The 19684-nt window shown below is 58.2% G+C and carries 14 protein-coding genes and 1 pseudogene; 6 read left to right on the top strand and 9 right to left on the bottom strand.

Features of this window, described 5'->3' with window-relative positions; translation table 11 throughout:
• Nucleotides 1-86 precede the first annotated feature (86 nt).
• Together glyA and B195_RS03450 are read right to left on the bottom strand one after the other, a co-directional pair.
• A complete protein-coding gene (gene glyA / locus B195_RS03445; RefSeq protein ID WP_003443962.1) occupies nucleotides 87-1340 on the bottom strand; it encodes a serine hydroxymethyltransferase in 1254 nt (417 codons plus the stop codon).
• Between the two features lie 118 nt (nucleotides 1341-1458).
• Nucleotides 1459-4629: pseudogene (locus B195_RS03450) on the bottom strand (EAL domain-containing protein); the annotation flags it as partial.
• A gap of 986 nt (nucleotides 4630-5615) precedes the next feature.
• On the opposite strand from B195_RS03450, the gene ettA reads away from it, so the two are divergent.
• On the top strand, nucleotides 5616-7283 hold the full coding sequence (gene ettA / locus B195_RS03455) for an energy-dependent translational throttle protein EttA (protein WP_003443957.1): 1668 nt from the start codon (nucleotides 5616-5618) through the stop codon (nucleotides 7281-7283).
• A 303-nt stretch (nucleotides 7284-7586) separates the two neighbouring features.
• The gene (gene gdhA, locus B195_RS03460) at nucleotides 7587-8924 is read left to right on the top strand and encodes an NADP-specific glutamate dehydrogenase (protein WP_003443954.1); all 1338 of its coding nucleotides are present in this window, start codon (nucleotides 7587-7589) and stop codon (nucleotides 8922-8924) included.
• Here gdhA and B195_RS03465 read toward each other — a convergent pair.
• From B195_RS03465 to B195_RS03480, 4 genes are all read right to left on the bottom strand, one after another.
• Nucleotides 8921-9415, bottom strand: a complete 495-nt coding sequence (locus tag B195_RS03465; protein ID WP_003443952.1) for a GreA/GreB family elongation factor — start codon at nucleotides 9413-9415, stop codon at nucleotides 8921-8923. The genes gdhA and B195_RS03465 overlap by 4 nt on opposite strands.
• 142 nt (nucleotides 9416-9557) lie before the next feature.
• Entirely contained in the window at nucleotides 9558-9857 is a 300-nt protein-coding gene (locus tag B195_RS03470; RefSeq protein ID WP_029612191.1) for a chorismate mutase, read from the bottom strand.
• A 15-nt stretch (nucleotides 9858-9872) separates the two neighbouring features.
• Complete coding sequence (locus B195_RS03475; RefSeq protein WP_003443946.1) at nucleotides 9873-11726, bottom strand: DUF4105 domain-containing protein; 1854 nt, start codon at nucleotides 11724-11726, stop codon at nucleotides 9873-9875.
• A gap of 78 nt (nucleotides 11727-11804) precedes the next feature.
• Nucleotides 11805-12293, bottom strand: coding sequence for a DUF3015 domain-containing protein (locus B195_RS03480; protein WP_003443943.1), 489 nt, complete (start codon nucleotides 12291-12293; stop codon nucleotides 11805-11807).
• Between the two features lie 272 nt (nucleotides 12294-12565).
• On the opposite strand from B195_RS03480, the gene B195_RS03485 reads away from it, so the two are divergent.
• Nucleotides 12566-15004 (top strand): Lon protease family protein, encoded by a 2439-nt coding sequence (locus B195_RS03485; protein WP_003443940.1) that lies wholly within the window; start codon nucleotides 12566-12568, stop codon nucleotides 15002-15004.
• A 210-nt stretch (nucleotides 15005-15214) separates the two neighbouring features.
• A complete protein-coding gene (locus B195_RS03490) occupies nucleotides 15215-15532 on the top strand; it encodes a hypothetical protein (RefSeq protein WP_003443937.1) in 318 nt (105 codons plus the stop codon).
• A gap of 9 nt (nucleotides 15533-15541) precedes the next feature.
• On the opposite strand, the gene B195_RS03495 is transcribed toward B195_RS03490, so the two are convergent.
• Complete coding sequence (locus B195_RS03495) at nucleotides 15542-17374, bottom strand: hypothetical protein (RefSeq protein WP_003443933.1); 1833 nt, start codon at nucleotides 17372-17374, stop codon at nucleotides 15542-15544.
• A 143-nt stretch (nucleotides 17375-17517) separates the two neighbouring features.
• On the opposite strand from B195_RS03495, the gene B195_RS03500 reads away from it, so the two are divergent.
• Both B195_RS03500 and B195_RS03505 read left to right on the top strand, forming a co-directional pair.
• A complete protein-coding gene (locus B195_RS03500; protein WP_003443930.1) occupies nucleotides 17518-18006 on the top strand; it encodes a TIGR00645 family protein in 489 nt (162 codons plus the stop codon).
• 150 nt (nucleotides 18007-18156) lie between these two features.
• Nucleotides 18157-18774: an FKBP-type peptidyl-prolyl cis-trans isomerase gene (locus tag B195_RS03505; protein ID WP_003443927.1), complete on the top strand. Its 618-nt coding sequence runs from the start codon at nucleotides 18157-18159 to the stop codon at nucleotides 18772-18774.
• A gap of 62 nt (nucleotides 18775-18836) precedes the next feature.
• Here B195_RS03505 and B195_RS03510 read toward each other — a convergent pair whose 3' ends face one another.
• Nucleotides 18837-19109: a hypothetical protein gene (locus tag B195_RS03510; protein WP_003443924.1), complete on the bottom strand. Its 273-nt coding sequence runs from the start codon at nucleotides 19107-19109 to the stop codon at nucleotides 18837-18839.
• Nucleotides 19110-19304: 195 nt separating this feature from the next.
• Nucleotides 19305-19646, bottom strand: a complete 342-nt coding sequence (locus B195_RS03515; protein WP_003443921.1) for a zinc ribbon domain-containing protein YjdM — start codon at nucleotides 19644-19646, stop codon at nucleotides 19305-19307.
• Nucleotides 19647-19684: the final 38 nt, after the last annotated feature.

Genomic DNA, 19684 nt, shown 5'->3' on the forward strand with positions numbered 1-19684 from the left:
GCAAGCTCGCTCCTACAGGGCGTATCCGCAGAGCGCCCAGAAAAAAGCCCGGCTAGAAAGCCGGGCTTTTTTTCAGCTGTTTGCTATCAGTTGCCGTAAACAGGCAGCTTGGCGCAAATGGCTTTGACCTTCTCGCGAACGGCATCAATAACGGCTTCGTTGTTGATGTCGTCAAGGATGTCGCAGATCCAGCCTGCCAGTTCACGGCATTCTTCAACCTTGAAGCCGCGGGTGGTGACAGCCGGAGTACCGAAACGCAGACCCGAGGTAACGAACGGGGAGCGTGGATCGTTCGGTACGGAGTTTTTGTTCACGGTGATGAAGGCTTTGCCCAGAGCGGCGTCAGCATCTTTACCGGAGATGTCCTGCTTGATCAGCGACAGCAGGAACAGGTGGTTTTCAGTACCGCCCGAGACCACGTCAAAACCGCGCTCGATGAACACCGAAGCCATGGCCTGAGCGTTCTTGACCACTTGTTGCTGGTAAGCCTTGAACTCAGGCTGCAGCGCTTCCTTGAAGCACACGGCCTTGGCCGCGATAACGTGCTCCAGCGGACCGCCCTGGGAACCCGGGAAAACAGCCGAATTCAGCTTCTTCTCGATGTCGGCGTTGGCTTTGGCCAGGATCAGGCCGCCACGTGGACCGCGCAGGGTTTTGTGGGTAGTGGTGGTCACTACGTCAGCATAAGGAACCGGGTTCGGGTAAACGCCCGCTGCAACCAGACCGGCCACGTGTGCCATGTCGACGAACAGGTAGGCGCCGACTTTGTCTGCGATAGCGCGGAAACGCGGGAAGTCGAGGATCTGCGAGTAGGCAGAGAAACCGGCCACGATCATTTTTGGCTTGTTCTCAACGGCCAGACGTTCAACTTCGTCGTAGTCGATCAGGCCATTGGCGTCGATACCGTACTGGATGGCGTTGTACAGCTTGCCCGAGGACGAAACGCTGGCGCCGTGGGTCAAGTGACCGCCGTGGGCCAGGCTCATGCCCAGAATGGTGTCGCCGGCCGACAGCAGGGCCAGGTATACAGCGCTGTTGGCCTGGGAGCCGGCGTGCGGCTGAACGTTGGCGTAATCGGCGCCGAACAGTTCTTTTGCACGGTCGATGGCCAGTTGCTCGACGACGTCGACGTATTCGCAGCCACCGTAGTAACGCTTGCCCGGATAACCTTCGGCGTACTTGTTGGTCAGAACCGAGCCTTGAGCTTCCATGACCGCTGGGCTGGTGTAGTTTTCCGAAGCGATCAGCTCAATATGTTCTTCCTGGCGCTGAGCTTCTTGCTCCATGGCGGCAAAAAGGTCGGCGTCGAACTTGGCAAGTGTCAAATCACGGCTGAACATGGCGGTCCTCAAGGATCGGGGGCAGAAAAGGAGGGCATTCTAACCCAATGGGTTTTATCTGGCATATGAAAGCGATTCACGGCGTTCCTGATCAAACTGCAAGCAGGTAACGGCCACTTCAAATGGGTAATTCATCACTGGCAGTGTGCCGCTGCTTGGCCAGTAACTGTTTCTCTAACTGGTGTGCCGGCAGCGGTCGTCCCAGCAGGTAGCCCTGGACTTCGTCGCAGCCGTGCTCGCGCAGGAAAACCAGCTGTTCGTGGGTCTCGACGCCTTCGGCGATGACCGCCAGATTCAGGCTGTGGGCCATTGCAATAATGGCCCGGGCAATCTGGGCGTCCTGCTCGCCACAGGGCAAACCGTCGACAAAGGTACGGTCGATTTTCAGTACGTCGATCGGGAATTGCTTGAGGTAGTTGAGCGATGAATAGCCGGTGCCGAAGTCGTCGACGGCAATGCTCAGGCCGAGATTTTTTAGGCTGGCCAGAATTTGCAGCGCCTCGCTGACTTCGCGCATCAGGATGCTTTCGGTCAGCTCGAGCTCAAGACACGCCGGGGGCAGGCCCGTTTCCTTGAGGATGTTGGCAATCCGGTTGCCCAACTGGCCGTCCGAAAACTGGCGCGCCGAGATATTGACCGAGACTTTGGGCACCCGCACCTTGGCCTGATGCCAGTGTTTGAGTTGGCGACAGGCTGCGGCCAGCACCCAGTCACCGACGTCGACCACCAGGCCCAGCTCTTCGAGCACCGGGATAAAATCCCCGGGCGGCACCAGTCCGCGGCGCGGGTGATTCCAGCGCAACAGTGCTTCAACCCCGGTCAGGCGTTTGCCGTCGCCACTGAATTGCGGCTGGTAATAGAGTACGAATTCTTCCTGCTCCAGGGCATGGCGCAAATCGCTTTCCAGTTCCAGGCGTTCCAGGGCGCTGGCGTTCATGTCGGCCTGATAGAACTGGAAGTTGTTCTTGCCGCGCTCTTTGGCGTGGTACATCGCCGTATCGGCGTTTTTCATCAACTGGCTGAGTTCGTTTCCGTCTTGCGGGCTCAGGGCTATGCCGATACTGGCCGTGACGAAGAATTCACGGCTTTCGAGGACAAAGGGTTGTACCAGGCTGGCGAGGATCTGTTCGGCCACGCTGATGGCCCGGTTCAGGGCCATTTGACGGGTTGCCCGTGGTTGCAGGAGCAGGGTGAACTCGTCCCCGCCCATGCGCGCCACGGTATCGTCGTCGTCAACACAGGCCAGCAGGCGGGTCGCCATGTCTTTGAGCATGCGGTCGCCGGCGGCGTGCCCCAGGGAGTCATTGATCGGTTTGAAACGGTCGAGGTCGAGGAACATCAGGACCACCCACGACTTGTTCCGGTCGCCCTGTTGCAGTGCTGTGTGCAGGCGATCCTGAAACAGTGTCCGGTTGGGCAGGTGGGTCAGGGCATCGTAATAGGCCAGGCGGTGGATTCGCTGCTCACTGGCCTTGCGTTCGCTGATGTCACTGAAAAAACACACGTAGCTGGCCAGGTCACCTTCATCGTCCAGCACCGCGGTGATCCCGACCCATGCCGGGTAGTGTTCGCCGCTGCGGCGTTTGAGCCACACCTCGCCCTCCCATGAGCGGTGCTGATTGAGTTGCTTGATCACGTAACGCAGATGCGCCTGTTGCTGTTCATCCACGGTCAGCATGCTTGGCAACTGGTCGAGCACTTGCGCTACGGCGTAACCGCTGACCCGGCTAAAGGCCTCATTGGCCTGGACGATATAGCCGGCCGGGTCGGTTATCAGGATCGCCGAGGTCGAGTGTTCGAATACCGTAGCCGCCATTCGCAGGTCTTTTTCTGCGTTGCGCTGCTGACTGATATCGCGGCCAACGCCGAGGATGCCCTCGAACGTATTGCTCTCATCCCACACCAGTACCAGACGCAGCTCGATGGGGATTTTGCGTCCGTCAGCCCGCAAGCAGTCGAGCAGGAACACCTGGGTTTGCACTTGAGTGCGCAGGGGCGCCAGTTGCTCGGGGGTGTCCAGCGCAGCGCTGACCCGCGCCAGCAGGCTGTAGATACCCGCCAGTTGTTGCGGATTGGCGATGGTCGATTGCCAACCATTGTTGAACACCCATTGCGCGTCGTAGCCCAGCACAGTCTGTACCGACGGACTGACGTAATTCAGGCATAACCTGCTGTCGGTGGAGAAAATCACATCACTGATGCTTTCCGCCAGCATCCGGTAGCGCTGCTCACTGTCGCGCAGCGATTCGCTGGCCTCGATCTGGTCGGTGATGTCTTTGGCAACCCCGACAATCCGCGTTACCTGCTCCCCGGTACCCAGGGCCAGAGCCTGTTCGCGAATCTCAAAACTGCGCCAGACGCCACTGCGATGACGAAAGCGCAACTGGCATTGCAACCGGCGCACATAGTTGCCGTGACGTTGCTGGTGGCGCAGTTCGTGATAGTGCCCGGCGTCGTCGGGGTGCAGCAGCAGCTCCCAGAAATAAGCGCCCATTTGCTTGAGCTCGGCGGCGTTGTAGCCCAGGGTGTGGCCCAGATGGTGATTGCTGAAAATCATCATCTGGCTGGTGACATCCTGCACATACAGGTGGTCCGGCACGGTGCGTACCACGTCGGACCAAAAGCTTTCGCGCTCCTGCAAGGACAGCTCGATCAGCTTGCGGTTGGTAATGTCGGTAATGCTCAGAATGACCGCGTGATAGTCCAGGCGGGTATCGGGCAGACGCAGCACCAGCCATAAATGCTGGTCACGCCCCCCGGCGTCGGCCAGTTTGATTTCCAGCTCCAGTTGTTGCAGCCGGTTGAGCACGGCCTCGACCAGTTGATAACCAATGGCCGAGCCGGCTTGAGGGGCGCCGCTGATCAGTTTTGACCAGGCGCCGTCCTCGGATTCGACCTCCAGCAACTGCATGGCGACCTGGTTCACTTCGGTGATGCGCAATTGTTCAAACAGCTGGCGCCGATGCTGCGGCTGGTTGTTCAGCCATTGTTTGAGGGCATGGCTGTCCTGGATTTTTTCGCGCTCAAGAAAGCCAGGCAGGCTGGACAGGTCGAGCACGCAGAGCGCGACGCCGGTGCCTTCAAAAATATCGTGATAACGACGCCGGCCTTCGTGCAGCTGGCGCTGGCGGCGGCGCATATTCAAAAGTGCGATCACCGGCAGCATCGAGAACAGCAGGCCGAGCAAGCATTTGCCAATCAGCCCGGGTAGCAGCTGTTGCGCCGCCATCTGGTCATTGAACAGCCCGCGCAACTGCCAGTCGCTGTTGCGCAAGGGGGTCAGCAGTACTGTGTCATCCATGTCCCGGGGATCGGAGCTTGATACCCGGGTGACAGGAGCGGTACTGGTGCTGAGCACCTGATCCGTCAGGGTGTTTTCGACCTGCCATTGGGGGCGGTTGCTGTTCAGGGTCTGGCGCGTGAGGTTTTGCAGCAGATCCGGGGTCATGCGCAGCAGCCAGTAACCGTTGGTCGTGTCACCGGTCTGGCGCAACAACAGATAAGCAACGCTGGCATCCCTGTTGTTGCCGTAAAAATACCCGGCTGTACGGCTGTACAACCGGATGTTTTTTATCCAGTCGGCCAGGTAGGCCGCATCGGGGCTGATGCCCGTGCTGTCGAGCAGCACTTCTCCGGCTGGACTCAATAAGGCCAGGCTTTGCAGGGGCGGCAAGGTTTGGCGCAGCCGTTCGAGCAGCTCCTGTAGCTGGAGCGAATCTTTGGGGGGGGCATAGGCAGGCAGCAGGTTGAGGGCGGTTTCGGCCCTGAGTTCCATACTCAGGTTGATGTGGTCGGCCAGGTCTGCGCTGTAATTGATGCTCGACAGGCGCTCCTGCTGGATCGCGTTCCGGAACTGTTCAATCAATAGCCAGAACAGCATTGCCAGCAGCAACAGGACCAGGGTTGCCAGTGCGCCTTTTAACGTGCCGCGCACAGGTGTGCCAAGGAGTTGGCCTGGTTTGCGGGGCAGTGTTGGCGGGGTGACATTGGGCAAGCTGTGATCCTGCGGTTTGGCAAACAAGGCGCGCGCGCACTATAAGCCGGACGCCCAGAGGGCGCCTAGCATGCCTTGGGTTGTGGCAAAGTGCCAGCCCTGTGCTTTGCTCTGGTTTGCCCTGATCAACGCATTCAGGTAGCTTTGCCGGTTATTCGAGCGCCTACACTCAGGCATATACGGTCAGCAGGTATTGATGCATATCAGTCCCTGACTTTTTCCTATTGCCTGATCCGGCAATGCTCGCGCCTTATTCATCAGTCACTGACGCTAGGTTCTCCATGGCTCAATACGTATTCACCATGCATCGGCTGAGCAAAGTTGTTCCGCCGAAGCGGGAAATCCTGAAAAACATCTCCCTGTCGTTTTACCCGGGCGCCAAGATTGGCGTGCTCGGTTTGAACGGTTCGGGTAAATCCACCCTGTTGAAAATCATGGCTGGCGTGGACACCGAGTTCGACGGCGAAGCACGCCCGATGCCGGAATTGAACATCGGCTACCTGCCCCAAGAGCCGCAGCTGGACCCGAACAAAACCGTACGTGAAGTGGTTGAAGAAGCCGTTAGCGTAATCAAGGATGCGCAAGCGCGTCTGGATCAGGTTTACGCTGAATACGCTGACCCGGATGCCGACTTCGACAAGCTGGCTGCAGAACAGGCCAAGCTCGAATCCATTCTGCAGGCAAGCGACGGTCACAACCTGGAGCGCCAGCTGGAAGTCGCTGCCGATGCACTGCGTCTGCCGGCCTGGGATGCCAAGGTTGAACACCTGTCCGGTGGTGAGAAGCGTCGTGTGGCCTTGTGCCGCCTGCTGCTGTCGGCCCCGGACATGCTGCTGCTCGACGAACCGACCAACCACCTGGACGCTGACTCCGTGGCCTGGCTGGAACACTTCCTGCACGATTTCCCGGGTACCGTGGTTGCGATTACGCACGACCGTTACTTCCTGGATAACGTGGCTGGCTGGATTCTGGAGCTTGACCGCGGTGCGGGCATTCCTTACGAGGGCAACTATTCGGGCTGGCTTGAAGCCAAGTCCGATCGTCTGGCTGCCGAATCCAAGCAGCAGTCGGCCCATGAAAAGGCCATGAAAGACGAGCTGGAATGGGTCCGTAAAGGCGCCAAGGCTCGTCAGTCGAAATCCAAGGCCCGTCTGCAACGTTTCGAAGAACTGCAATCGCAGGAATTCCAGAAGCGCAGCGAAACCAACGAAATCTACATCCCGGCCGGTCCGCGCCTGGGTGACAAGGTTATCGAATTCAAGAACGTGTCCAAGGGCTACGGCGATCGCGTGCTGATCGACAACCTGTCGTTCTCCATGCCTAAAGGCGCCATCGTTGGCGTGATCGGCGGTAACGGTGCCGGTAAGTCGACCCTGTTCCGCATGCTGATGGGCAAAGAGCAGCCGGACTCCGGCAGCATCGAAATCGGCGAAACCGTGCAGCTTGCCTGTGTGGATCAGAGCCGCGACGACCTGGATGGCAGCAAGACTGTGTTCCAGGCCATTTCTGATGGTTCTGATGTGATCCGCATTGGTAACTACGAAATCCCGTCGCGTACCTATGTAGGCCGTTTCAACTTCAAAGGTGGCGATCAGCAGAAGTTCGTCAAGGACCTGTCCGGCGGTGAGCGTGGTCGCTTGCACCTGGCCCTGACCTTGAAAGAGGGCGCCAACGTGCTGCTGCTCGACGAACCGTCCAACGACCTTGACGTTGAGACCCTGCGTTCGCTCGAAGAAGCGCTGCTGGACTTCCCGGGCGCTGCCATTGTGATCTCTCACGATCGGTGGTTCCTTGACCGCGTCGCGACTCACATCCTGGCGTACGAAGACGACTCGCAAGCGGTCTTCTTTGAAGGCAACTACACCGAGTACGAAGCTGATCGTAAAAAGCGTCTCGGCGAAGCGGCCAACCAGCCGCACCGTGTACGTCACAAGAAGCTGGCCCAGTAAGGCCGGTTTGCAAGAAACAACGGAGCCCCTCGGGGCTCCGTTTTTTTTTGTGCAGACAGGCATGATTTCCGTAGTTGCCTACGAGGAACGAAGGTTGCGCCTGGGGGCGGGTTTCAGTTGGTGCAAAACTGGGTACAAGAATCACTTTTATGGTGCGCAATGACTGCTTTAACTGGACTAATTTATATAAAAGCACCATTTAAATTCATAACTGCGACATTTTGCGCTGTCGCGGTGCTTCATGAGTTGATAAGGTTCTGGGCAATCAGCTTCTAACGACAACAAATTTGCCGAGACTTTTCCATGATCGAATCCGTCGACCACTTCCTTGCCCGCCTGAAAAAACGCGACCCTGACCAGCCTGAGTTCCATCAGGCCGTAGAAGAAGTTCTGCGCAGTCTGTGGCCGTTTCTTGAAGCCAATCCGCACTATCTGACTTCAGGCATTCTCGAGCGCATTTGTGAACCCGAGCGGGCGATTGTGTTCCGCGTGTCGTGGGTCGATGACGAAGGCAAAGTGCGGGTCAACCGCGGCTTCCGGATCCAGATGAACAGCGCCATTGGCCCTTACAAGGGCGGGTTGCGTTTCCACCCGTCGGTGAACCTGGGGGTTCTGAAATTCCTGGCCTTTGAGCAAACCTTCAAGAATTCCCTGACCTCGTTGCCAATGGGCGGCGGTAAAGGGGGCTCGGATTTCAATCCGAAAGGTAAAAGCGATGCTGAAGTGATGCGCTTCTGTCAGGCCTTCATGAGTGAGCTGTACCGCCACATCGGTTCCGATGTTGACGTTCCGGCAGGCGACATCGGTGTGGGGGCACGTGAAATCGGCTTTATGTTTGGTCAGTACAAACGCCTGAGCAACCAGTTTACTTCGGTGTTGACCGGCAAGGGCATGAGCTACGGCGGCAGCCTGATCCGTCCGGAAGCCACCGGCTTCGGTTGCGTGTACTTCGCCCAGGAAATGCTCAAGCGCAGTGGCCAGCGCATTGATGGTAAGCGTGTAGCGATTTCCGGATCCGGCAACGTGGCCCAGTATGCGGCCCGTAAAGTCATGGACCTGGGTGGCAAGGTGATCTCGCTGTCGGACTCCGAAGGCACGCTATTTTGCGAAGCCGGCTTGAGCGAGGAGCAATGGGAGGCGTTGATGGAGTTGAAAAACGTCAAGCGCGGGCGTATCAGCGAACTTGCCGGCCAGTTTGGTCTTGAGTTTCTGAGCGGCCAGCATCCGTGGAACCTGGCCTGTGACATCGCGCTGCCATGCGCCACCCAGAACGAACTGGACGCCGATGCGGCCCGCACTTTGCTCGGCAATGGCTGCGTCTGCGTGGCTGAAGGCGCGAACATGCCCACCACCCTCGAAGCGGTCGACATGTTTATCGAAGCGGGTATTTTGTTTGCCCCGGGCAAGGCTTCCAACGCCGGCGGCGTGGCAGTGAGCGGTCTGGAAATGTCACAGAACGCCATGCGCCTGCTATGGACGGCGGGTGAGGTGGACAGCAAGCTGCACAACATCATGCAGTCGATTCACCACGCCTGTGTGCACTACGGTGAAGAGAACGGCCGGATCAACTACGTGAAAGGCGCCAACATTGCGGGCTTCGTCAAAGTTGCCGACGCGATGCTGGCCCAGGGCGTGGTTTAAGCCGGATCAATCCTGATGATTTCGACCTGCAGATCCCCTGCGGGCCGAAACCACAGCACTTCATCTCCGAGTTGCGCGCCCAGCAGCGCGCGACCCAGGGGCGAGCCCCAATTGATCAGCCCCTGGCCTGCATCGGCCTGATCCTCGCCCACCAATTGCACCCGTTGTTCATTGCCCGATTCTTCGGCAAAGGTTACCCAACTGCCAATCTGCACCTTTTGCGTTGATGTCGCGGGGGCGACTACGTGGGCGCTTTGCAGCCGCTGGCTGTAGTAGCGCAGGTCGCGCTCAATCTCGGCTAACCGCTGTTTGTCGGCGTCATCGCGGCGGGCGGACTCGGCACTGTGCTGGCGCTGCAATTCGCTGACTTTGGCTTGCAACTGGTCAAGGCCGGCAGCGGTGACATAGTTGGGCTGGTCGCTGATCTGGCGCTCAATCGGCGTATTGGCCTGCTCGGCGGCGGTGTCTTCGTTGACAAATGCGCGGCTCATGGCGGTGTCCCTCCGGGGCTGTAGGCTTTAGAGCCTGCGCCGGAATCAGGGTTCAGACTGGTTTGGCAGATAACCCGTAGGAGCGAGCTTGCTCGCGAGCTTTTTCAATCCAGCAGCGAACAGCTCGCGCCTACAGTTTTATTTAGTCAGCCAGCTGCAACGCTGCATGCTCTGCCAGCTCCTGCTGGATAAAAGCAGCAATCATGGCGCGGTAGACGCTTTCGGTGACATCGGGGTTGGCTCCCAGCTCCTCTGCCAGGGCGCGGGCCTTGGCGATAACCTGTTCAACCCGCTGTGGCGCTTTCACCGCTGCACTGTCTTTCTTGAAGCCTGCGGCCTGGGAGACATAGGCTCCGCGTTCGGCGATCAGGCTGACGATCTGGCGATCGAGGCGGTCGATCTGCCCGCGCACTTGTTCAAGGGAATCACAGGTGACTGCCATGTTTTTAAACTCCATTCAGTAGTGATACCACTTCAGTTCCAGCATGACTTCGTTCACCGGGGAGCTGAGGTGGCTGAACTCACGTTGTGCAGTCAATCGCAGCCCGAGGTTGCGTGACACTTCCCATTGCTGGTTCAGGCTCAGGCTGCGGCGGATTTCGCCGTTGGTGAAGTAGTCGCCTTTGGCTTCCAGGCTCAGGTTGCCCAGCGGATTGCGCCACAACACGCCGGTGTTGAAGCCCGCCGCTGGCGACACAAAGGCCGCGAAGTCGTTGTTGTGCTCTACGCGCAGGGTGCCCAGGGCGAATCCCAGCATATTTTCGCCCAATTGCCAGGTGCCGCCTGCGCCGCCATTGACGTGGCTGACCAGGTTTTCGTCGCCGTGCTTGCCGAGGACGCGCTCGAGCCCGCCACCTACTTGCCAGGACCAGGGCTGCAGCAAGTCGTTGCGTGGGGTCAATGAACGGATATTGGCCAGGTCCAGCTGCTGGACCTGCCAGTGATTACCCTCGTACTGACGCAGCTTGAGTTGCAGAATTTCAATCTGGGCACCCAGAGGAAATCCCGGAGCGTTGTCGTTCAGGTCGTGATAGGCCATGCGCAGGCCGTATTCGGCAAACGCCTTGTCGTCCCGGCTACCGGCGCCCAGCTGCCAGGTGCGCGACTCGTGGCCGTTTTCGGGCAGTTCGGGTTTTTCGACCTCAAGCCCGGGCGCGGGATTCTGGTTAATGGCCCGCAGCAGTTCGAAGCTGCGCTGTGAGCGCTCGGTGTCCCGCTCAAGGCCATTGGCCCGGTAGCGTTCAAGGCGATAAGCCGCGTCGATAATCAGCGCCTGACGCTCTTTGGGCAGCGCCTTGAATTGCGGGTTTTGCAGCTGGGCCTGATCGGCGCTGACCTGCAGTACCCATTGCTGTTCTTCAGGATCCAGCACCTTGGCGCGATCCAGCAGTTCACGCTCGCGGGACGGGCGATATTCGATGCTTTCCACCAGCCCGGCTTCCTTTACCGCTTTCACGGTGTCGGTGGGGATCGCGGTCAGCGGGAACTGGCTGGTCAGTTGCAAGCCGGGGCGCGCTACTTGCAGCAGTTCAAGCAAGCGGTATGAACAGTTTTCGTCGAAGAAGAAATAGTCGAACTGGATTTGTTTGAGTTCCCACACATGTTCGACCATGCGCTGGGTTTCTTCGGGTGTCAGATTCAGGCGGTATTCCCACAGGTCGCGGTTCTCGAGACTGCGGTATTCCGAGAGCTTTTCCTGGTAGGGCACCAGGGCAAACAGGCCGGGATAGCCGCCGGCCAAACCTTTCCAGGCATACAGAATACTGTTGTCGGAACCTTCAATGTAGGCGCCGAAGTTGATCGCATAGCTGAGCAGCGCGGTCTTGTTGCTCTGCACGTCGGCCTGGTCGATACGCAACAGGGTGTGGCCGAACATCGACGACGGGCTGTTGAGGTAGGCCGCCGGGAAAATCATCACCGTGCTGTCAGGAGCCACATCTTTAAACCACTGGCTGAACTCTGCGCACTCGGCCTTGGGCAGGTCGGTCAGGTTCAGCTGGGCCTTGAGCCAGCGGGTGCGTGCCGGGTATACGCATTGCGGGTGCTTGTCTCCCAGGTTCAGGGGGGCATACAACGCCGTGAGGGTCGCGCGCAGTTCGGAATCCGGATGCTCGGCGCCGTCTTTGGCGAGAAAGAATTTGTCATCGCTGACATAGCTGCGCCAGCCGCCCAGTTTGCGGGCTTCATAATGGCCCAGGGAGATCCAGAACGGATCGTTGGCCAGTTGCTGCACTCGTTGATCGTCAATATGTGGTGCGGCATACAGCGGGGCGCAGGCACAGAGCGCCAGGTAGGCAAGGCGTTTGAGCATGGTGGGCAACTGTTGTCAGACAAATAGAAGTGAAGCTGGAGAATACCCGCTCCGGGAGGAGCGGGCGGTGCTCATTTGTTACGCAGCAGTTGCGTATTTCGCCAGGCGTGCGTCGCCTTTGAGGATGGCCAGAGTGTTGGTGTGTACATCGTCAGCGGTTACGTCGGCTTTGCTGAAGATTTGCTGGAAGTGCTCGTGGGTGACAGCTGCGAAATGATCGCGGTCTTCAGGGGCCACACCCAGTACCACCGCATAGGTGGTCAGTGCTTCGCCATTGCCTTTGGCCATGTCTTCGGACAGTTCGTTCATCATGCCGTTCATGGCAATCCACGATTTGCCGCCGTAAGTCAGGGCATCCTTGGTCGTACAGCCGTTGGTCCCGGAAGTCATACCGAAGGTAGCGTTACCGGAGGTGCCGTTGGTGGTTGATGCGAGGAAGTGAGCCGGTGTGCCGCGCTGACCTTCAAACAACATGTTGCCCCAACCGCAGTTCGGGCCACCCGGTGCTTGCGCCATGGCATTGAGGGAAACAACAGTAAAGAGAGTACCAAGAAGAATCCGTTTCATAAGCTTTGTTCTCTATGAGTGTGCAACCAATGGACAAGGGTGTCTGGCCCAGAAGCGCCAGAACGGGCCGGTTATTAATCCAGCCGCGTAACAAGTAGGAGTCTAGGCACGATCGGACGGTTCCGTGAAATTTTGTAAAACAATCTTCGATCGGGCACATTTTCAGCCTGTAAATACCGGGCCCTGATTTTTCAAGTGCTATGCGCCTTGCCAGTGGGATACAGCCAGCGCCAGAATGCGTTCATCTGCCCCGCCCGATGTAAGGAAGCCCGATGCCTGATCCTGTAGCTGCCAGCTTGCGTCTAGCGCCTGACGCGCTAACCCGTCCGTTCTCCGCTGAACAGTTCAGCTTCTCCAACACCAATGATCTGGAGCCTTTTCGCGGCATTCTCGGCCAGGAGCGAGCGGTCGAAGCCCTGCAATTTGGCGTGGCCATGCCACGTCCGGGTTACAACGTATTTGTCATGGGCGAGCCGGGTACCGGACGCTTTTCGTTCGTCAAACGCTACCTCAAGGCCGAGGGCAAACGCCTGAAGTCACCCAGCGACTGGGTCTATGTCAATAATTTCGACGAGCCGCGCGAGCCGCGCGCACTGGAGCTGCCTGCGAGCACCGCCGGTGCGTTCATCAGCGACATCAATGGTTTGATCGACAACCTGCTGGCGACCTTTCCGGCGGTGTTTGAACACCCGACTTACCAGCAACGCAAGAGCGCCATCGATCGCGGTTTCAATCAACGTTACGACCGTGCCCTGGATGTGATCGAGCGTCTGGCGCTGGAAAAAGGCGTGGCGCTGTATCGCGACAGCAGCAACGTGGCCTTTACCCCGATGAGCGAGGGCAAGGCGCTGGACGAGGCCGAGTTTTCGCAATTGCCCGACGAAGAGCGTGAGCGGTTCCACGAGGATATTTCCGGGCTTGAGGAGCGGCTGAACGAAGAGCTTGCGAGTCTGCCGCAGTGGAAGCGTGAATCGAACAATCAGCTACGCCACCTGAACGAAGAAACCATCACCCTGGCGCTGCAACCTTTGCTGGCGCCGTTGTCGCAAAAGTACGCCGAAAATGGTGCGGTCTGCGGTTATATGCAGGCCATGCAGGTGTACCTGCTGAAGACTGTGGTCGAGCAACTGGTCGACGACAGCAAAACCGATGCCCAGGCCCGCAAGTTGCTCGAAGAGCAGTACCTGCCGAGCCTGGTGGTGGGCCAGCCCATGAGCGGCGGCGCACCGGTGGTGTTTGAGCCGCACCCGACCTACGACAACCTGTTTGGCCGCATCGAATACAGCACTGACCAGGGGGCGCTGTACACCACGTATCGGCAGCTGCGTCCCGGGGCACTGCACCGGGCCAATGGCGGCTTTCTGATTCTTGAAGCCGAGAAAATGCTCAGCGAACCCTTTGTCTGGGATGCTCTCAAGCGTGCCCTGCAGTCGCGCAAGCTGAAGATGGAGTCGCCGCTGGGCGAGATGGGCCGCCTGGCCACCATCACCCTCAACCCGCAAGTGATTCCGTTGCAGGTCAAGGTCATCATCATCGGTGCCCGCCAGTTGTACTACACGCTGCAGGATCTGGATCCGGACTTCCAGGAGATGTTCCGGGTGCTGGTGGACTTCGATGAAGACATCCCGATGGTCGACGAGAGCCTGGAGCAGTTCGCCCAGTTGCTCACCACTCGCACCTCGGAAGAGGGCATGGCGCCGTTGACCGCTGATGCCGTTGCGCGTCTGGCGACCTACAGCGCACGTCTTGCCGAGCATCAGGGGCGTTTGTCGGCGCGTATCGGTGATCTGTTCCAGCTGGTCAGCGAGGCAGACTTCATTCGCCATCTGGCCAACGACGAGATGACGGATGCCGGACACATCGAGCGGGCGCTCAAAGCCAAGGCCACCCGTACCGGCCGGGTTTCGGCGCGGATTCTTGACGACATGCTGGCCGGGATCATTCTGATCGACACCGATGGTGCGGCGGTCGGCAAGTGCAACGGCCTGACGGTACTTGAAGTGGGGGACTCGGCCTTCGGTGTGCCTGCGCGGATTTCCGCCACGGTGTACCCGGGGGGCAGCGGCATTGTCGACATCGAGCGCGAGGTTAACCTCGGGCAGCCGATTCACTCCAAGGGTGTGATGATTCTGACCGGTTATCTGGGCAGCCGTTATGCCCAGGAGTTCCCGCTGGCGATCTCGGCCAGTATCGCGCTGGAGCAGTCCTACGGTTACGTCGATGGTGACAGTGCCTCGCTGGGTGAGGCCTGTACGTTGATTTCGGCGCTGTCCAAAACAGCCCTCAAGCAGTGCTTTGCGATCACCGGTTCGATCAACCAGTTTGGCGAAGTGCAGGCGGTGGGCGGGGTCAACGAGAAGATCGAAGGCTTCTTCCGTCTGTGCGAGGCGCGTGGTCTGACGGGCGAGCAGGGCGCTATCATCCCGCAAGCCAACGTGGCGACCTTGATGCTGGATGAAAAGGTGTTGCAGGCGGTACGTGATGGCAAGTTCCACGTTTACGCGGTACGCCAGGCGGATGAGGCGTTGAGCCTGTTGGTCGGCGAGCCGGCCGGTGAACCGGATGCCGAAGGTCAGTTTCCGGAAGGCAGCGTAAATGCCCGGGTGGTTGAAAGATTGCGGGCGATTGCCGAGATGATCAACGACGAGGACCTCAAGGAAGCCGAAAAGGAACTACTTGCCGAGGCGCTGGCGGCTAAAAAGCCGGCCTGACGCTGGGTCAACTGTAGACGCGAGCTTGCTCGCGAGCCTTTCACGGCTTGCACAAGCTCGTTCCTGCAGCGGCCAGGGCATCCGTTTGTCATGGCAGCCTCTGCTGTCAGATTCTTCCTCTATTCTCAATGCAGGACTTCCACTGTCGTCAATGGAATGATGCAGCCCGTAGTGCGTGGCTGATGACAGAATTTACCGAGGGTCGCCGCCATGTCGCGCAACCTTTGTCTTACCCGCCAATGCCTGGGTCTGGTCACCCGTATTGAATGCAGCATTCGTCCGCTGGCAGGCAATACCGGGATGTGGACGCTGTTGTTTGCTGCCGGTCTGGCAGGCGAGCAGCCGACTACGATCAAAGCCCAGGGTCCGTTCCCCGGTCCTTTCGTGGCCGAAACCATTCTGGAATCAATCGTTGAAAGCCTGACGCTGCATGGCTATCGGCTTGCCGATGACCCGCAGATCTGGTGCCTGCACGTGCAGGCCCAGTTGCGCCAGATCAACGGTGGACGCTGTCACGCCTCCCGCTAGGCCGCTGAATCAGCGGGGCGGGGTGACTTCGGGGACTTTGTCGAGCTTGACTTCAAATCCGTACTCGACAGGCAGCAGGTCTTTGCGGGCATAGCTTTCGAGCTGGGTGGGCTGTCCATAGAAATAATGCACGTCAAACAGTGCCGGGCCATTGGGTTCGGCGCTATGGCTTACGGCGAGCACTTCCTTGAGGTAGTTGCCGGTGTCGTCTTTGGCGTAAAAGCGCCAGGCCTCGGACGGGAACAGTTTCTGATCAACAACCAGTGCGTTGCCTTTGAGTTCGAGGCCTTTGGGCAGTTGAGCCGTGTTCAGGGGCTGTTTGTCGATGGCGGCGATAAACATGGGCATCGAGCCAATCGCGTAAGCCGGAGTTTCGGGGAACAGATTGAGGTCATAGGTGATGACCCCGGTATGCGGGTCAACATCGAAGGCTTCGATGGGCAGCTCCAGAGGCTCGCTGCGCTTGCCGTTGTCGTCTTCGGCGAAGAAGGTGACAGGTGCGTCAGCCGTGTCGGGCAACGCGCCCAGCAGCTCGTCATTGAAGGTTTGCGGGTGACTGAACTCAAGGGTGGCGGCGCTGGCGTCATCTACGGTCTGGCTGATGACGACGCTTTTTATCAGTTGCTCAGGCTCAAGGCTCGCGTCCTTGAGGTAGTTGACGGCCTGATCGTCATACACCACCACCGACAGCGGCAGGGGTTGAATGTCTTTGCCCACTACCGTCTTGTCGAGCCGGCGCACAGGCAGGTCGAGGTTTTTGCGGGTGATATTGGCCGTGGAGAAGTCGAGCACGCTGATGTCGAGGTTTTCGATATTTCCGTTGAAATACACCTTGCTGTAGTGATGGGTGTGTTTCTGGTCAAAGTCCTGCTGTTCGTTATCCAGCTGTTGTCCGAATGCTTCGCTCCACGCGGTTTGCTTGAGCATCTGCGCCAGTTGCTGCTGATAGAACGCCAGTTGCTCGGCGTTCTCATTGATCGAGCCTGAGCGCGACAGGAACTGCCCGCTGTGGTCGCGGGCCTGGATGATCAGCGGATTGAGCGGTGTATCGCGTACCTCTTCGGCCAGCTCGGCGCTGTTGTTGATATCGACTTCGGCGAAGTTTTTGCCCAATGCCAGCAGGGTCACACTGATCGTGCCCTCGGTGCTGGTTTTGCCCACATCATTGCTGCTCAGGTTGAAGTGGACCACTTTGCCGGGCGCGATCACCTCGACCTTGCCGTGCAGCATCAGGGGCTGAGGTTGCTGAATGTTTTCAGTTTCAATCCCGTCGATATAGGGGTAGGTGACCGTGAGATCGTCCGGGTTGCTCAGATTGGCGCTGGAAGGGCTGAGCTGGATGCCGGGATCGATTTCAGACCACTCGGTCTGGAAGGGCACCTCTTGCTTGTTGCTCAGGGTTACGGATTGCCATTCAAGTGCATGGGGGAACGGAAACTCGGAATCGCTGTTTGCCGGGAACGGGAACACGGGCTCAAGGTCGGTCAGATAATCGGAGCTGGAGTTTTTACGCACCACAAACAGACCATTGATGTAGGTGTCGCTCAGGGCCTGGCTGCTGGGGTAGTGCTTGAGCAGCGCCAGGTCGTCATCGCCATATTCGGTTTCAATCGGTTTCTCCTCGAGCTTGACCCGGGCCCGTTCGAGCAACAGCAACGAGCCACCCAGATCGGCTACCGCATCCTTGAGTTGTTGGTCCTGAATGGTATCGAGGCTCTTTTCGAATGCGGCGCTGCGCTCTTCCAGGCTGGCCTGCTGGTGTTTGTCGTCAGGCGAGCAGCCACCCGTGATGAGCAAAGCAATTGAAAGCCCGAGACAACCCAAGGGAAATCGCAGATCCATTGTTCAGTTTTCCTGTCCGAAAGCGGTGCTGAGGAGGTCGACACTAGCAGATAATTTATTTAACAGGCTGTTTCAAGGGCTTTATCTCTGACGATTTGTCACTGATATACTCGCGCCCATTTTTTTACTTCCTGTGAGTTTCAATGGAACGCTTTATCGAAAACGCAATGTACGCCTCGCGCTGGATTCTGGCGCCGATTTACTTCGGGCTCTCGCTGGGCTTGCTGGCCCTGGCGTTGAAATTCTTCCAGGAAGTGTTTCATGTAATTCCCAACGTGTTCGCGCTATCTGAGTCGGACTTGATCCTGGTCATCCTGTCGTTGATCGACATGGCCCTGGTGGGAGGGTTGCTGGTAATGGTGATGATTTCGGGCTACGAGAACTTCGTCTCCCAGCTGGACATCGATGACCACAAGGAGAAGCTTAGCTGGCTGGGTACCATGGACTCGACTTCGCTGAAGATGAAAGTCGCAGCGTCGATCGTGGCCATCTCCTCGATCCACCTGCTGCGGGTGTTTATGGATGCACGCAACATCGAGCCGCAGTATCTGATGTGGTACGTGATCATTCATATGACTTTCGTGGTGTCGGCGTTTGCCATGGGCTATCTCGACAAGCTGACCAAGCATTGATTGGTGTCGTGGCGCGCGTTACATGAAGGCGGGCTGCGAAGGCTTTGGGGGCTGTGGTAGTCTGCTCGCCCTTTTTTGGTTCTGGGCGGTTGAGGAACGGCTGTTTTTGCAGCTGGTTTTTTCTGAATCGCCCTACAGCGGAGCAGTGTTATGTCCGAAGTAAATCTGTCGACCGACGAAACCCGCGTTAGCTACGGCATTGGCCGTCAGCTGGGTGACCAACTGCGCGACAACCCGCCACCGGGCGTTAGCCTGGACGCAATCCTGGCTGGCCTGACCGATGCTTTCGCCGGTAAAGAAAGCCGTGTAGGTCAGGAAGAACTGAGCGCCAGCTTTAAAGTTATCCGCGAGCTGATGCAAGCTGAAGCGGCTGCCAAGGCAGAAGCTGCAGCGGGCGAAGGCAAGGCTTTCCTGGCTGAAAACGCCAAGAAGGACGGGATCACCACCCTGGCTTCGGGTCTGCAATTTGAAGTTGTGACTGCAGGTGAAGGCGCCAAGCCATCCCGTGAAGACACTGTACGTGTTCACTACCACGGCACCCTGATTGACGGCACTGTGTTCGACAGCTCCTACGATCGTGGTCAGCCAGCCGAATTCCCGGTCGGCGGCGTAATTGCTGGCTGGACCGAAGCCCTGCAACTGATGAACGCCGGCAGCAAATGGCGCATCTACGTGCCGAGCGAATTGGCCTACGGCGCCCAGGGCGTTGGCAGCATCGCTCCGCACAGCGTGCTGGTATTCGACGTTGAGCTGCTGGAAGTTCTGTAAGACTTCGGTGCTTTAACGGTGACCGCGGGTTTGCACGCAAGCCTGCGGTCACACAAGGCGCTTCATATTTCCAGTTTGGCGTGATGCTCGTGAGCATCGGTCGTGCCGATCGGGCGCAATGCCCGGGCATAGCAAAACAGAAACAGATTTCGCACCAGTTCTTTGAGCACCACCGGTTCACTTGAGTTGAGTCCGTTGAAATCCAGGTCGCCCTGATCCTGTAGCTCGTTGAGCGCTTCTTCTTCCAGCACCGCACAGACTTCCCCGGTTTCCCGATGCAGGATTCGCAGATAGGGATGTGGACGGTCCAGCCAGGCATCAATTAAATAAGTCATGGTCGTCATCTCCTTGATGAATACCAATGAGAATAATTCTTATTCAATTAATAGCAAGTGCCTATTGGCGGATTTGTTTTCTTTGTGGGTAAAAGCTGCTGCGGGTCAAAGTTGATGGCTTTTTGATGTTGCGCGGAAGTTTTGCGAGGGGAGTGGCACCTTCCTGCGCGGAACGCAGGAAGGAATACAGCAGGATCAGACCTTGCGCACGAACTCTGACTTGAGTTTCATTGGGCCGATACCGTCGATTTTGCAGTCGATATCATGGTCGCCATCGCACAGGCGGATGTTTTTGACCTTGGTGCCGACCTTGACCACCAGGGAAGTACCCTTGATTTTCAGGTCCTTGATCACGGTGATGGTGTCGCCGTCGGTCAGGACAGTGCCTGCGGAGTCTTTGTAGACTTTTACATCGCTGGCTTCTTCGGCGTCGCCGCTGGCGGACCACTCATGGGCGCATTCCGGGCAGATCAGCTGGACGCCGTCTTCGTAGGTGTATTCGGAATTGCATTTTGGGCAGGGTGGCAACGTGCTCACTAAAGCTCCTTAAGAGTCCGGATGGCTAAAAGGCACGC

It is taken from the genome of Pseudomonas sp. Lz4W, from assembly GCF_000346225.2.
Lineage (GTDB): Bacteria > Pseudomonadota > Gammaproteobacteria > Pseudomonadales > Pseudomonadaceae > Aquipseudomonas > Aquipseudomonas paraversuta.

Bases quoted from the DNA above. Each gene is read 5' to 3' on its own strand.
- glyA (WP_003443962.1), bottom strand. From the start codon at position 1,340: ATGTTCAGCCGTGATTTGACACTTGCCAAGTTCGACGCCGACCTTTTT.
- ettA (WP_003443957.1), top strand. From the start codon at position 5,616: ATGGCTCAATACGTATTCACCATGCATCGGCTGAGCAAAGTTGTTCCG.
- gdhA (WP_003443954.1), top strand. From the start codon at position 7,587: ATGATCGAATCCGTCGACCACTTCCTTGCCCGCCTGAAAAAACGCGAC.
- B195_RS03465 (WP_003443952.1), bottom strand. From the start codon at position 9,415: ATGAGCCGCGCATTTGTCAACGAAGACACCGCCGCCGAGCAGGCCAAT.
- B195_RS03470 (WP_029612191.1), bottom strand. From the start codon at position 9,857: ATGGCAGTCACCTGTGATTCCCTTGAACAAGTGCGCGGGCAGATCGAC.
- B195_RS03475 (WP_003443946.1), bottom strand. From the start codon at position 11,726: ATGCTCAAACGCCTTGCCTACCTGGCGCTCTGTGCCTGCGCCCCGCTG.
- B195_RS03480 (WP_003443943.1), bottom strand. From the start codon at position 12,293: ATGAAACGGATTCTTCTTGGTACTCTCTTTACTGTTGTTTCCCTCAAT.
- B195_RS03485 (WP_003443940.1), top strand. From the start codon at position 12,566: ATGCCTGATCCTGTAGCTGCCAGCTTGCGTCTAGCGCCTGACGCGCTA.
- B195_RS03490 (WP_003443937.1), top strand. From the start codon at position 15,215: ATGTCGCGCAACCTTTGTCTTACCCGCCAATGCCTGGGTCTGGTCACC.
- B195_RS03495 (WP_003443933.1), bottom strand. From the start codon at position 17,374: ATGGATCTGCGATTTCCCTTGGGTTGTCTCGGGCTTTCAATTGCTTTG.
- B195_RS03500 (WP_003443930.1), top strand. From the start codon at position 17,518: ATGGAACGCTTTATCGAAAACGCAATGTACGCCTCGCGCTGGATTCTG.
- B195_RS03505 (WP_003443927.1), top strand. From the start codon at position 18,157: ATGTCCGAAGTAAATCTGTCGACCGACGAAACCCGCGTTAGCTACGGC.
- B195_RS03510 (WP_003443924.1), bottom strand. From the start codon at position 19,109: ATGACTTATTTAATTGATGCCTGGCTGGACCGTCCACATCCCTATCTG.